We start from the raw sequence: 13,324 nt of genomic DNA on the forward strand, positions 1-13,324 counted from the left end.
AGAGGCAAGATTTGGCTCTTTTTGCAGGACGAATCAGAAGGATGAACTGCTTCGTGCTTAATGTTAAAATGAAAGCGTTCACACATCGGGCGCACAGGAACGGATAGGGGGATTTATTCAATGGGAGAGTCGTCGAACGGTCGCGAAGAAGTGCAAGCATTTTATGGTCCAAACTTAGGCTATATCGTTGAATTATACGAGCAGTATGTGGAAGACCCAGAATCAGTCGATGCGGAGACGCGTCAATACTTTGACGAGCACGGGGCACCGGAAGCGAGCGCACCTGTCGCGCCGGCTGCATCGTTTGATTTAGAGAAAGTCGTGGCAGCGACACGGTTGGTCAATGATATCCGGGCACTCGGCCATAAAGCGGCCGACATCTATCCGCTCAAAGACCACCCGCGCGAGCACGGCTTATTTGCGTTTGACCGCTACGGGTTGAGTGAAGCGGACCTCGAGCAAGTACCGGCTCACTTGTTGTCGGAAGACGTGCCGAAGCCGGGTGCGAACGCGCTCGAGCTCGTTCGTCACTTGCTTGACGTCTATACAGGACCGGTCGCCATCGAGCTCCGTCACTTGGATGACATGGAAGAGAAGCGTTGGATTCGCCGCCGCATCGAGCAGGGCGCACTCAAAGCGAAATACTCGAAGAACGAGAAAATCGAGTTGTTCCAACGTCTAGCGGAAACAGAGTTGTTCGAGTCGTTCCTTCATAAGACATACGTCGGACAAAAACGCTTCTCAATCGAAGGGCTCGACGCGATGGTGCCGCTCCTTGACGCCATGGTCGGCGGCCTCATCTCGAGCGGGTCAGAACATATCAACATCGGGATGGCCCACCGTGGACGCTTGAACGTGCTCGCGCACGTGCTCGGCAAACCGTATGAGATGATTTTCGCTGAGTTCCAGCACGCTCCGAATAAAGAATTGATTCCGTCGGAAGGATCGATCGGCATCAACTTCGGTTGGTCCGGCGACGTGAAATATCACCTCGGTCTCGACCGCAGAGTGTTAGAAGAGAAGAAAGAAGTCCGCTTGAACCTCGCCAACAACCCGAGTCACCTCGAGTTCGTCGGTTCGGTCGTCGAAGGGTATACGCGCGCCGCGCAAGACGACCGCTCTGAAAAAGGGATGGCCGTCCAACATGACGACAAGGCGGCATCAATCTTGATTCACGGGGATGCTGCGTTCCCAGGTCAAGGCATCGTCGCCGAGACGCTCAACATGACGAACTTGAATGGTTATCGTACAGCCGGGACGGTCCACGTCATCGCCAACAACACGATTGGCTTCACGACCGACCCGAGCGACTCGCGCTCGACACGTTATGCGAGTGATATCGCCAAAGGCTATGAGATTCCGGTGTTCCACGTCAATGCGGACGATCCGGAAGCATGTGTCGCTGTCGCTAAATTGTGCAGCGAGTATCGCGCCAAGTTCCATAAAGACATTCTCGTCGACTTGGTCGGCTACCGCCGCTACGGTCATAACGAGATGGATGAGCCGATGAACACGAACCCAGTGCTCTATAAGGCCATCAAAGAACACAAATCGGTCCGTCATGTGTATGCCGACGTGCTCGAAGCGGAAGGCGTCATGTCGAAAGAAGACAAAGCGACGATCGAGCAATCGATTGAAGACCGTCTCAAATCGGCCCGTGACCTCGTCCCGGCCGAAGAAGAAGATGCCGACATCATCTTGCCGGAAGCGGTCCACAAAGGCTTCCCGTTCGTTGAGACAGGTGTCGAACGTGACGTGCTCCAGCAATTGAATGACGAATTGCTCGTCTGGCCGGAAGGCTTCGGCGTGTTCCATAAGCTGCAAAAAGTGCTCGACCGTCGCCGTGACGCGTTCGCGGACAACGGGAAAGTCGACTGGGGCCATGCCGAGACGCTCGCTTACGCCTCGATCATCTCGGACGGCACACCAATCCGTTTGAGCGGACAAGATTCGGAGCGAGGTACGTTCGCGCAACGTAACATCATGTTGAACGATGTCGAGACAGGCAAGAAGTTCTCGCCGCTCCATCACTTGTCGACGGCGAACGCCTCGTTCTCGGTGCACAACAGCCCGCTCTCGGAAGGTTCAGTGCTCGGTTTCGAATACGGCTATAATGTCTTCGCCCAAGACACGCTCGTGCTGTGGGAAGCACAGTACGGTGACTTCGCCAACTCGGCCCAGGTTATGTTCGACCAGTTCATCTCGGCCGGCCGCGCCAAATGGGGACAGAAGTCAGGTCTCGTCATGCTGTTGCCGCACGGCTATGAAGGCCAAGGGCCAGAGCACTCGAGCGCCCGCATGGAGCGTTACTTGACGCTCGCTGGAGAGAAAAACTGGACGGTCGCGAATTTGTCGACGGCCGCGCAGTACTTCCACATCTTGCGTCGTCAGGCGAAGATGCTCGGCACGGAACAAATCCGTCCGATGATCATCATGACACCGAAGAGCCTGCTCCGTCATCCGCTTGCAGCCTCATCGGTCGATGAACTGTCAGACAATAACTTCCGTCCGATCATCGAACAAGTTGGTCTCGGTGAGAATCCGGAGCAAGTCGAACGTCTCGTCTTCTGTTCAGGGAAGATGGCAATCGATTTGCAAGAAGCGACGATGAAGTCAGAGGAGTCACTCGACTTCCTGCACATCATCCGCGTCGAAGAAATCTATCCGTTCCCGGTCCGTGAGATCCGTGAATTGATCAGCCGCTATCCGAACGCGAAAGAGATCGTCTGGGTCCAAGAAGAGCCGAAGAACATGGGAGCATGGACGTACATCGAGCCTCGTCTCGAAGCGGTCACATCGAACCGTCTGAACGTCCGCTACGTCGGCCGTCGCCGCCGTTCGAGCCCGGCTGAAGGGAATCCGACAGCCCATAAACAAGAGCAAGCACGCATCATCCGTGAAGCCATCTCACGTGACGCCGTCTCGGCTGCTGCCGGCACGAGCACATACCAAAAAGATCGTAAATAAGTTAAGGGGGAACTCATTGTGATCGAAATCAAAGTACCGGAATTAGCAGAGTCCATTACGGAAGGAACGGTCGCGTCATGGCTTAAACAGCCAGGCGACCACGTCGAAAAAGGGGAAGCCATCGTCGAACTCGAGACAGACAAAGTCAACATCGAGGTGCCGGCAGATGAGTCGGGTACGCTCGACGAGCAATTGGCGGCCGAAGGGGACACGGTCCAAGTCGGACAAGTGATTGCTCGCCTCAGCTCAGGTACTGGTGGCGGCACGGCCGTCGCGACGAAGACAAAAACAGAAGTGGCGACAGAAACGGCTCCAGCACCAGCCGAGACGAAAGTCGAAGCGGTCGGAGAAGCGAAGAAAGTCGAGCGCCGTGAAGAACACGTCGCGAGCCCAGGCAAAGGACCGATCGCGACACCGGCGGCCCGCAAATTGGCTCGTGAGAAAGGCATCGATTTGTCAGCCATCCAAACGAACGACCCGATTGGCCGCATCAACGTCCATGACGTGACGAGCCACGAGTCGAAACCGGCACCGACGCCACAAGCACCAAAAGCTCCGGCAGCGGCACCGCAACCGGCAGCGAGCGGCAAAGACGAAGAGCGCATCAAAATGACGCGCCGTCGTCAAACGATTGCCAACCGTCTCGTCGAAGTTCAACAGACGGCAGCGATGCTGACGACGTTCAACGAAATCGATATGTCGGCTGTCATGGCGCTCCGCAAACGTCGCCAAGAGAAGTTCATCAAAGACAACGACGTCAAACTCGGTTTCATGTCGTTCTTCACGAAGGCGGCCGTTGCGGCACTCAAACGGATGCCGTACTTGAACGCTGAGATTCAAGGCAACGAGATCGTCTTGAAAAAATACTATGACATCGGTATCGCCGTGTCGGCTCCGGACGGCCTCGTCGTCCCGGTCGTCCGCGAAGCGGATCGCAAGAACTTCGGTGAAATCGAGAAAGACATCTTGCACCTCGCCGATAAAGCACGCAATAACAAGCTCGGGTTGAGCGACCTCACAGGTGGAACGTTCACGATCACGAACGGTGGCGTCTTCGGCTCACTCTTGTCGACACCGATCTTGAACGGCCCACAAGTCGCGATTCTCGGGATGCACTCGATTCAACTCCGCCCAATCGCTATCGACGCGGAAACGATGGAGAACCGCCCGATGATGTACGTGGCGCTCTCGTATGACCACCGCATCGTCGATGGTCGTGAGGCCGTGACATTCCTCAAGCACATTAAAGACATGATTGAAGATCCAGAACAATTGTTGTTCGAAGCGTAATACAAGAAGGTCCATGCCGAGCGGCATGGACCTTTGCTTATGCGATGAGCGTCTCATCGAGCGTGATTTGATGCTTTCCGTTCGCCTTTGAGCGATAGAGCGCCTGGTCCGCCCGTTCGATGGCGGCGTGTGGCACCGTCTCCGTCTGCCAGAGCGAGGCGCCGATACTTGCCCCTACGCTTGTCGTCCCGCCTTCAATGGCGATCGGTTCGGACAGGGAAATGATGAGGTCTTGTCCGATTTGAGTGATCAATCGTTCACTCTTTCCATTCCGTTCGAACAAGAGGAAGAACTCGTCACCGCTCAACCGGACCGGATAGGCACCATCGAGCGTCACGCGTTTCAACCGTTCGGCAATCTCAATCAAGACATCATCGCCCGTGGCGTGTCCATACGTGTCGTTGACGGCTTTGAAACCGTCGAGGTCGATATAGAAACAGACGTACTCGTTCTTCGTCGCTTGGGCTTCGTTCAAATAGTGTCGAAGCGCCGTCCGATTCGCGAGTCCGGTCAAGACGTCACGGTTGGCGAGTGACTCGTAATGGACACGTTCTGTCTCAGATTCGGTGAGAGACGAGACAAGTGACTCGAGGGCGAATGCGAGCGATTCAATCTCATGAATCCCAGACTGATGCGGGAACGTCTTGGCCTTCCCTTGCTTCATCAGAGCAGCCGTCTCAGTGATCCGTTGTAACGGTCGCGTCACGATCGAGGCGAGGAACCATCCGAGCGTAGACGTCACGAGCGAGGCGATGAGACCGATCCATAATATTTTGTTCTCTAGTTCGATGACCGGGGCGAACGCGACCTCGGTCGGTTGGCGAACGACGACACTCCAACCGAGTCCGGCGTAATCCTCATACCCTTCTCCGGTGGCGACACCAGTCAAATAAGAAGTTCCGTCCTGCCACGTGTCGACGTGCCAGCCTTCTTTCAATGACGTCGGGAGCGGTTTGCCGACGAGGTGGTCGGGACCGAGCAACACCGTGTTGTCACGTCCGCTGACGACGAACAAGTCGGTATACTCGGACTGATGGTGGAGCGTCCGGTTGAAGTGGCGGAGCACTTCATTGCCCCATTCCCAACTGAGGTGGGTCGCGAGCACGCCTTGGAAGGTCCCGTCACGGACGAGCGGGACGCTGATGTCGACGAACTGGAGGACTTCGCCACTCGGGTTCGGCAACAGCTCGGCGAGCAACACGGCTTCATGCACATCGCCGATAAACGGCTCAGTCTGTGCCTCGAGGAAAACAGGGCGCTCTTTGATGCTGGCGCCTTCTAAGATTCCGTTCGTCGAAGCGACGACGTTCCCCGACGCGTCGGTCACGCCCATCCACGAGAAAGCGGGGATGTTCGTCTGGACCTGGTCGAGCAGGGCCCGGCTCGAGGCAGGGTCGTTCAAGGCGTCAAGCCCTTGAAGTAATTGCACTTCTTGATAGCGTGACCACATGTAAAAGTCGAGCTTGTCGACGAGCTGATGCGACGTCATCGACAACCGTTCCCCAATCTCCGCTTCGAGCGAGGCGGCGGAACGTTGACTCGTCATATACGTAAGCGTGATAGTGAGTAAAAAAACGAGTGTGGCGATGCTGAGCGCCAAAATGAGACCGAGACGCATCGAAAATGATTTCATGAACAAATTCCTCCTACAATAACAACATCCACTTTGTTCATCGTCATTTTTTCCATGACATGAAGCAAAGTTGAGAAAAAACAAGGTCGATTTCGTGGAAACAGATAGCGCTTTCGTTATAATGAAAGACGAATCGATACAAATAGAGGTGAAACGATTGAAACAGAACAAACTATTAGTCATCGCGACACTGCTCGCGGTCGCCCTCGTGGCCGTCGTGGTCGTCTTGATGAATCAACCGACCGAACAAGCCGAGACGGCGGCACCGGCGACGACAGAACACGTGTCGACGGAAGGTCAGCCGACGCTCGGTGATGCGGACGCACCCGTCTCGGTCGTCGAATTCGGGGATTACAAATGCCCGTCTTGTAAACAGTGGGGCGAAACGGTCTATCCGAAGTTGAAAGAAGACTATATCGATACAGGGAAAATCAGTTTCAGCTACATTAACGTCCTGTTCCACGGACAAGAGTCGATTTTGGCATCGCTCGCGTCTGAGTCGGTGTATAAACAAGACCCGGACGCGTTCTGGGAGTTCCATAAGGCGCTTTACGACGCGCAACCGGCGAGTCAACAGCACGACGAGGCATGGGTCACGGTCGAGCGGTTGACAGAGATTGCGAGCGAGACGACATCGGTCGATGTGGCGAAGCTCGAGGACGATTTGAGTGAGAACTCGACGGTGCTCGAACAGGTGAGTCTCGATGACGGGCTCGTCAAAGAGCACGGTGTCCAGTTCACACCGTCAATCATGATTAACGGCGTCATGCTCGAGGACCCGTTCGATTACGAGACGATTGAGCGATTGATTGAGCAAGGCACGCCATGAAGCAGTCATTCTTGACCCGTTATGGTCTGTATCTCGCTTGGCTCGTCGCCCTCACGGCGACGCTCGGCAGTCTTTATTTCAGCGAGATTCGCGAGTTCGTGCCATGTGAGCTCTGCTGGATTCAACGCATCTTTATGTATCCGCTCGTCATCTTGCTCGGGGTCGCCGTGTTCACGGACGACCGGGCGGTGAAGAAGTATGTATTGCCGCTCTCCATCCTCGGAGGTCTGGTTTCACTGTACCATTATTTGGTTCAAAAAGTACCCGGTTTCGCCGATATCAAGCCGTGCGTGCAAGGCGTACCGTGCAACGTGCAATACATCAACTGGTTCGGGTTCGTGACGATTCCGTTCCTTGCCTTGACGGCATTTACTTTGATCACGCTCCTCGTCTGGCGCGTGAGACGCAATTGACAATGAAGGAGATGGAACGTGTGAAGAAATGGATGCTCATCGGATTGATCAGCTTGATGGCGGTGCTCGCCGCGTGCGGCCAGGAGATTGAAGACCCGCTCAATTGGGAGATCGAGTCGTTCGACTATATGAATCAAAATGAAGAGATGGTTAGTCTGGACGATTTGAAGGGCAAAGTTTGGATGGCCGACTTCGTCTTCACGAGCTGTGAGACGGTCTGTCCACCGATGACGTACAACATGACGAAACTCAATGAAGCGCTCGTCGAGGAAGGCGTCGAAGACGTCCAATTCGTGTCGTTCAGCGTCGACCCGACCGTCGATACGCCGGACAAGATTCAAGCGTTCATGGCTGATTACGACTTGGCGAAAGCCGATTGGCAATTCTTGACGGGCTATTCGCAAGAAGAGATTGAGGCGTTCGCGCAACAAAACTTCAAAGCGCTCGTCCGCAAACCGTCAGAAGGCACCCAAGTGGATCACGCGACGTGGTTCTATCTCGTCGACCAGGACGGGAAAATCATCAAGGCGTATCAAGGATTCCAAGACGTGCCAATCGAGGACATCGTCAGCGACATCAAGATTTTACAGAACTCATAAGACGGCCCGTGCCGTCTTTTTTGTATTCGAAAACAGGGGAATCGGCGTTGGTGCCGTATAATGAATAAGGTAGAGGAGTGGATGGAATTGAAGAAGACGCTATTATTTTCATTGATGGGCCTGGCTGCCGTGACAGGGACCGTGCTCACGCAATATAAACCGCTCGGGAAAAAGCCGAAGGCGCTCCGGTCGCCGAACCTGGTGAACGGCAAGTTCCAGAATCAGCTCGAGACGCCGATGCGGTTCTCATCGGACGATATGATCTCGATGTCGAAGGAATATTTGAATCCGGACTCGCTCCGGAAACCGAGCGAGCGCTTACCGGTCGTCCCGATCGACTTCAGCGAGAAACTCGGTTCAAGCTTCACACGCATCTATTGGCTCGGACACTCGGCGATGCTCGTCCAAATGGACGGTAAGACGATGCTCGTCGACCCGATGTTCGGCCGGAGCCCATCGCCGCTCCCGTTCGCGAAGAACGAGCGGTTCAGCGAAGACTTGCCGTTCGAGCTCGACGACTTGCCGGACATCGATGTCGTCTTGCTCACGCACGACCATTACGACCATTTGGACTATGCGACGATTCAAGCGATTCAAGACAAGGTCGCCGTCTTCATCGTCCCGCTCGGCGTCGGTAGCCACTTGAAACGGTGGGGCGTCGGGGCGGAACGCATCGTCGAGCGCGATTGGGGCGAGACGTTTGACTTCGGCTCATGGACGTTCGTCTGTACGCCGGCTCGGCACTTCTCGGGCCGCTCGCTCACCGACCGCAACGCGACGCTCTGGGCGTCATGGGTCGTCCTCGGCGAGACGGACCGCCTGTTCTTCAGCGGGGACGGCGGGTATGGACCACACTTCAAAGAAATCGGCGACGCGTACGGACCGTTCGATTTCGCGGCGCTCGAATGCGGACAATACGATGAGCGCTGGCCGGACGTGCACATGCAACCGAGTGAGACGGCACAGGCGTTCCGTGACGTGCGGGCCGACAAGATGCTCCCGATCCATTGGGGCGCGTTCACGCTATCGTTCCATGCCTGGTTCGACCCAGCTGAGCAGATGGTGGGGCTCTTACCACGAGAGGACGTGCTCACGCCGCGTATCGGTGAGCGGATCACACTCGACGGACGGAACGACACGACCAACTGGTGGCGTGACATCGAAGACACGAACAAGCGATGACCGAATCGGTCACCGCTTGTTTTTATGAAGAGAGGCGTTCGGCCTCGTCCGTTTCGATATGAAGTTTGTGTTTGCGCGTGTAGACGAGGAACGCTGCCGTCATGAGGATCGAGCTGATCCCGAACAAGACGACCATGAGCTGTAAGCCGATCAAGTCGAGGAAGAAGCCAGTGACGAGCAACACGACTTGGAAGACGATCCGGTCGAGCATGTTCCGGAACGAGAAGAAGCGGCCGTGATAGTCTTTCGGCATCCGTGTCTGGAAAATCGTCACGGCCGTCGGGAAGAAGCAACCGACCGAGAAGCCGAACAAGACGAATGCGGCGATCGAGACGGCCGGGATGTCGGCGAAGTAAAGCATGAGCTGGGCGATCCCAATCAAAAACGAGAACGTGAACAAGATGGAGAACACGGAGAACTTCTCACCGATCCGTTTGATGAGGAACGCACCGACCATGAAGGCAATCCCTTCGGCCGTGTAAATCCATCCTTTGATCGCCGTCGAATCTTGCAGCTCGCTAATGTTGATGACGAGCAAGTTGAACCCGCCGATGAAGAGGAGCGGGATGAGCGTCATGACGAGTGTCATAAAGATGACCGGAATCGATTTGATGATTGGAAAGACGTCCTTGAACCCGCCGGACGACTTCGCGTCCACTTTCTTCGCAGACGGGACGGTCGTCTCGTCGATTTTCAAGAACCACGTCGCGACGGCGAGAAGCAGATAAGCGACAAGCGAGAGCGCGTAGACGTCCCGAAGTGAGATGAGCGTGAGCAAGATGCCGGCAATGGCCGTACCGATGACACGCGACAGCGTCGACACGTTCATATGCACCCCGTTCAAGGCGAGCAGCTCCCGTTCCTTGACGATGAGCGGGATGGCGGCCTGGAGTGCCGGGAAGTAGAACGCGGCCGACCCTTGCAGGAAGACGAGGAAGACGACCATCCACAGCACGCTTCCCGTCTCGATGGCGACGAACATGAATAGAACGCTCAGCGCCCGGACAATACTTGAGATGAGCATGATTTTCTTTTTCGAGCCTTGGTCGGTGAGACGGCCGGCGAGCGGCCCGATGGCGACCCCGGCGAGCAATCCGCCAGCGAGGATGAGCGCCTTGACGAAGTCAGACGGCACTTTCTCCTGCATGAACTCCAAGTTGCCGATGATGCCGAGCCAAAGCCCGAGACCGGCGACGAACTCCCCGGTCAAGATGATCCAGACGTTGCGATTTTTCCACATATAGTTAAGTCCTCGATTCTTATTAGGTAATAATAATTATCCTTCAGAACGATTTAGAAAGCTACAAAAAAGAAGCCGGGATTCGGCTTCCGAGAGATATAAGTTTTGACTACATGAACATTTCCATTTTGTAATACAATGTTCCATATAGGAGGTCGATTGTATGAGGACGATATCTTTTGAACTCAACGAAGAAGACGAGCGTCTGATTAGAGCGTATGCAAAGTCTAAGAACCTCTCCCTCTCGACTCTCGTTCGGGACACTGTCTTTGAACGTATCGAGAATGAACTCGATTTGAAATTTTACAACGAAGCAATGCATAGGCACAAAGAACGTTCTGAAACCATTTCATTTGAGGATATGATGAAAGATTTAAATTAACAAAAAAGCATTCGTCCAAATATGGGCGAATGCTTTGCTTTTATTCGTTTCACATCAAATATCGCAGTTATCGTCCGTGCACGTCGCGCCACCCGAGAGCACTTGAAGCGTCGGTGCCGATTCGGCCCACGTCTTCTCGAGCACTTGCGTGAACGCCTCGGTCGGCTGGGCGCCAGAGACGCCATATTTATTATCGAAGACGAAGAACGGGACACCGGTGATGCCGAGGTCGCTCGCGCGCTTCTCTTCAGCGCGGACGTCTTCTGTGTATACGTCTGAAGCGAGCACGTCTTTCACGGCGTCGGCATCGAGTCCGACACTTGTTGCGATCTCGACGAGGACGTCGTGGTCGCCGATATGTTTCGCGTCGACGAAATACGCCTTAAGGAGCGCTTCTGACAATTCTTTCTCTTTTCCGACCGTCTTCGCATAGTGCGTCAACCGGTGCGAGTCGAGTGTGCCCGTGACGACCATGTTGTCGAAATCGTACTCAAGTCCGACGGTGCGAGCCTGGGCGGCGACTTGGGCCGTCGTGCCTTTCGCCTGCTCGAGCGGCATGCTGTATTTCTTCGCGAGTGCTTCGTAAATCGAACGCGAGTCGGTCGTCGGGGCGTTCGGGTCGAGCTCGAAGCTCTTGAACTCCACTTCGACGTTGTCCGCGTGCGGGAACTGTTCGAGCGCTTCTTCTAGACGGCGCTTGCCGATATAACAGAACGGACAGACATAGTCTGACCAAACTTCAATTTTCATATTTAATCCCTCCTACAGTCAGTGTAGGATGTCTTGAAATCGAAGTAAATGAATGTGCTCACGAAAAAAGCCCTCGCAAGGAGGACTTAGAAGACGTACCAGAACACGCAGACGAAATGGGCGAAACTGCCGAACAAGATGAACAAATGGAACACCTCGTGGAAGCCCCAACCGCGCCAGTTGACGAACTTCGGCTTGAAGCCGTAGATGAGCCCGCCAATCGTGTACATGACGCCACCAAGGATGAGCCAGAAGATGCCGGCGTTGCCGATGACGTCATGAAGCGGTCCGATGAAAAACACCGATAACCAGCCCATGCCGATATAGAGCGCTGTCGACAAGAAGCGTGGTGCGTGGAACCAGACAAGCTTGAAGATGATCCCGAACAAGGCGAGCGCGTGGACGGTGCCGAACAACACCCAACGCGTCGGCCCTTCGAGCGCAAGCAATGTGAGTGGGGCGTACGTACCGGCAATCAAGGCGTAAATCATTGCATGATCGATTCTCCGGAAGAAGGCGATGACGTTCGGCGAGGCGATGATGCTGTGGTAGAGGCCGGACGACAAATAGAGAAAAACGAGGCTAATGCCAAACAAAATCGCAGCCATAATGGCGAGCGGCTCGCCGAGCAGTGACGCTTTCACCGTCATCGCAATCAACGCGACGAACGCGAGCACGGCACCGGCCAAGTGGGTCAGTGCGTTAATCGGTTCCCGAAAAATCGAATTCATGTAAAACACTCCTTATCACGTCATGTAGTATCCATAACTACATGATAAGCTGTATACGTCAGAACGACAAGGTTTTTGTTTCGACAAATCCGGTTTGTCCGTATACTAAAGGGGAGGTGATCCAATGAAACCGCATGAAATTGTAAAGACGGAAGGGACGCTCCCGAAGCAGGTGCTCCCGACGATCGACTTATATATGGACCAAGTCATCCAGCTGTTCGAGCAACATTACGGCAAGATGAAACGGAGTGACGATGAGACAATTTTGACGAAGACAATGATCAACAACTACGCCAAAGGTAAGCTGTTCCATCCCGTCAAAAACAAGAAGTACACGAACGAGCACTTGATGTTGCTCAGCCTGATTTACGAGATGAAAGGATTGCTCTCAATCAATGACATCAAAGAGACGCTCCGGCCGCTGAACGAGTCGGACGAGGGCTTCTCGCTCGAGGACTTCTATGACGCGTACCAGGTGCAGAAAGAACAGAACATGCAGGCGTTCGAGGCACAAGCCGAGACGCTCCTCGCCAACGTGCGCACGAACGAGACGAACGGCATCCAACAGTCGCTCGCCATCGCCTCGGCCGTCCATATGAGCCACTTGTTCCAACGGCTCGCCGAACAATTGATTGATGAAAGCAATTAAAAATGGCCTACGATTCGTCTGAATCGTGGGCCATTTTTCATTAGTTGTTGATGTACTTCTCGAACACGTCACCGAAATCTTTGCGGTTCCACTCGTGATAGTGACCTTTAAGCCAGTCGAAGCTCTGTTCATTCAATTCCTTGAACGTCGAGGCGACATTCATATCGCCTTGACGAAGCCCGCTCAAAATCGACACCGAATGCGTGAGCGAGGCGTTGGCGTATTCCATCATCTTACGGCCTTCGCGTTGTTTCTCGGCGATGGCGAGGAGCGATTTGTACAAGTCTTTCACATGCTCGATTTGTTTCTTGTTCACGTCAATCGAATACGGCTTGTCGCCGATGGTGAATTTGATCTCGACGTCCATGTCGACCGTGCCGGCCGTCTCGAACATGACGTTATTCAATGGGAAGTGGGCGTATGGATAGCGATACAAGACGCGTTTCGAACTCATCGCGCTCGTTCCGTCGAGGTGAATCATCGCCAAGTTCGTGAAGCAGTACTCGTCCGATTTCGACTTGATTAAGAAGTAAATCTTCTCGTTATCCTCATGGAGGACGTAATCGTCCGAATCCGCCTTATCGAAATCTTTCGGGTCGATGACTTCGCCGATATCGCTGAAGCCCGTCAAATCAGAAGCTAGTTTTTTGAACATGTCA

The 13,324-nt window shown here is 54.4% G+C and carries 13 protein-coding genes; 8 read left to right on the forward strand and 5 right to left on the reverse strand.

Annotation, left to right across the window (positions count from 1 at the left end; all coding sequences use genetic code 11):
* Positions 1–120: 120 nt before the first annotated feature.
* Together KNP84_RS05285 and odhB are read left to right on the forward strand one after the other, a co-directional pair.
* Positions 121–2,967 carry a 2-oxoglutarate dehydrogenase E1 component gene (locus KNP84_RS05285; RefSeq protein WP_215114438.1) on the forward strand — a complete coding sequence of 949 codons (2,847 nt, stop codon included), beginning with the start codon at positions 121–123 and terminating at the stop codon, positions 2,965–2,967.
* A gap of 18 nt (positions 2,968–2,985) precedes the next feature.
* Positions 2,986–4,257, forward strand: a complete 1,272-nt coding sequence (odhB, locus tag KNP84_RS05290; protein WP_215114439.1) for a 2-oxoglutarate dehydrogenase complex dihydrolipoyllysine-residue succinyltransferase — start codon at positions 2,986–2,988, stop codon at positions 4,255–4,257.
* A 37-nt stretch (positions 4,258–4,294) separates the two neighbouring features.
* Here the strand turns inward: odhB and KNP84_RS05295 are convergent, their stop codons facing one another.
* Complete coding sequence (locus tag KNP84_RS05295; protein ID WP_215114440.1) at positions 4,295–5,890, reverse strand: diguanylate cyclase domain-containing protein; 1,596 nt, start codon at positions 5,888–5,890, stop codon at positions 4,295–4,297.
* A gap of 157 nt (positions 5,891–6,047) precedes the next feature.
* On the opposite strand from KNP84_RS05295, the gene KNP84_RS05300 reads away from it, so the two are divergent.
* The 4 genes from KNP84_RS05300 to KNP84_RS05315 are packed head-to-tail and all read left to right on the forward strand — an operon-like array spanning position 6,048 to position 8,913.
* A complete protein-coding gene (locus KNP84_RS05300; RefSeq protein WP_021066759.1) occupies positions 6,048–6,719 on the forward strand; it encodes a DsbA family protein in 672 nt (223 codons plus the stop codon).
* The gene (locus KNP84_RS05305; RefSeq protein ID WP_021066760.1) at positions 6,716–7,132 is read left to right on the forward strand and encodes a disulfide oxidoreductase; all 417 of its coding nucleotides are present in this window, start codon (positions 6,716–6,718) and stop codon (positions 7,130–7,132) included. The genes KNP84_RS05300 and KNP84_RS05305 overlap by 4 nt, the downstream gene beginning before the upstream one ends.
* Positions 7,133–7,143: 11 nt before the next feature.
* Positions 7,144–7,731: an SCO family protein gene (locus tag KNP84_RS05310; protein ID WP_214710628.1), complete on the forward strand. Its 588-nt coding sequence runs from the start codon at positions 7,144–7,146 to the stop codon at positions 7,729–7,731.
* 60 nt (positions 7,732–7,791) lie between these two features.
* Positions 7,792–8,913, forward strand: coding sequence for an MBL fold metallo-hydrolase (locus KNP84_RS05315; protein ID WP_251131165.1), 1,122 nt, complete (start codon positions 7,792–7,794; stop codon positions 8,911–8,913).
* Positions 8,914–8,935: 22 nt separating this feature from the next.
* Here KNP84_RS05315 and KNP84_RS05320 read toward each other — a convergent pair whose 3' ends face one another.
* Positions 8,936–10,153, reverse strand: a complete 1,218-nt coding sequence (locus tag KNP84_RS05320) for an MFS transporter (protein ID WP_215114441.1) — start codon at positions 10,151–10,153, stop codon at positions 8,936–8,938.
* Between the two features lie 163 nt (positions 10,154–10,316).
* On the opposite strand from KNP84_RS05320, the gene relB reads away from it, so the two are divergent.
* Positions 10,317–10,535, forward strand: coding sequence for a type II toxin-antitoxin system RelB family antitoxin (relB, locus tag KNP84_RS05325; RefSeq protein ID WP_029595913.1), 219 nt, complete (start codon positions 10,317–10,319; stop codon positions 10,533–10,535).
* A 54-nt stretch (positions 10,536–10,589) separates the two neighbouring features.
* Here relB and KNP84_RS05330 read toward each other — a convergent pair whose 3' ends face one another.
* Positions 10,590–11,285 (reverse strand): DsbA family oxidoreductase, encoded by a 696-nt coding sequence (locus tag KNP84_RS05330; protein WP_021066765.1) that lies wholly within the window; start codon positions 11,283–11,285, stop codon positions 10,590–10,592.
* 86 nt (positions 11,286–11,371) lie between these two features.
* On the reverse strand, positions 11,372–12,016 hold the full coding sequence (gene trhA, locus KNP84_RS05335; protein WP_029595912.1) for a PAQR family membrane homeostasis protein TrhA: 645 nt from the start codon (positions 12,014–12,016) through the stop codon (positions 11,372–11,374).
* A 124-nt stretch (positions 12,017–12,140) separates the two neighbouring features.
* Between trhA and KNP84_RS05340 the strand changes: the two genes are divergently transcribed.
* Positions 12,141–12,665, forward strand: coding sequence for a DUF1836 domain-containing protein (locus tag KNP84_RS05340; RefSeq protein ID WP_214720000.1), 525 nt, complete (start codon positions 12,141–12,143; stop codon positions 12,663–12,665).
* Between the two features lie 40 nt (positions 12,666–12,705).
* On the opposite strand, the gene KNP84_RS05345 is transcribed toward KNP84_RS05340, so the two are convergent.
* On the reverse strand, positions 12,706–13,320 hold the full coding sequence (locus tag KNP84_RS05345; RefSeq protein ID WP_021066768.1) for a PH domain-containing protein: 615 nt from the start codon (positions 13,318–13,320) through the stop codon (positions 12,706–12,708).
* Between the last annotated feature and the right edge of the window lie 4 nt (positions 13,321–13,324).

The sequence above is a fragment of the Exiguobacterium sp. s70 genome, from assembly GCF_018618315.1.
Classification (GTDB): Bacteria; Bacillota; Bacilli; order Exiguobacteriales; family Exiguobacteriaceae; genus Exiguobacterium; species Exiguobacterium chiriqhucha.

Bases quoted from the DNA above. Each gene is read 5' to 3' on its own strand.
- KNP84_RS05285 (WP_215114438.1), top strand. From the start codon at position 121: ATGGGAGAGTCGTCGAACGGTCGCGAAGAAGTGCAAGCATTTTATGGT.
- KNP84_RS05295 (WP_215114440.1), bottom strand. From the start codon at position 5,890: ATGAAATCATTTTCGATGCGTCTCGGTCTCATTTTGGCGCTCAGCATC.
- KNP84_RS05305 (WP_021066760.1), top strand. From the start codon at position 6,716: ATGAAGCAGTCATTCTTGACCCGTTATGGTCTGTATCTCGCTTGGCTC.
- KNP84_RS05310 (WP_214710628.1), top strand. From the start codon at position 7,144: ATGGAACGTGTGAAGAAATGGATGCTCATCGGATTGATCAGCTTGATG.
- KNP84_RS05315 (WP_251131165.1), top strand. From the start codon at position 7,792: ATGAATAAGGTAGAGGAGTGGATGGAATTGAAGAAGACGCTATTATTT.
- KNP84_RS05320 (WP_215114441.1), bottom strand. From the start codon at position 10,153: ATGTGGAAAAATCGCAACGTCTGGATCATCTTGACCGGGGAGTTCGTC.
- relB (WP_029595913.1), top strand. From the start codon at position 10,317: ATGAGGACGATATCTTTTGAACTCAACGAAGAAGACGAGCGTCTGATT.
- KNP84_RS05330 (WP_021066765.1), bottom strand. From the start codon at position 11,285: ATGAAAATTGAAGTTTGGTCAGACTATGTCTGTCCGTTCTGTTATATC.
- trhA (WP_029595912.1), bottom strand. From the start codon at position 12,016: ATGAATTCGATTTTTCGGGAACCGATTAACGCACTGACCCACTTGGCC.
- KNP84_RS05340 (WP_214720000.1), top strand. From the start codon at position 12,141: ATGAAACCGCATGAAATTGTAAAGACGGAAGGGACGCTCCCGAAGCAG.
- KNP84_RS05345 (WP_021066768.1), bottom strand. From the start codon at position 13,320: ATGTTCAAAAAACTAGCTTCTGATTTGACGGGCTTCAGCGATATCGGC.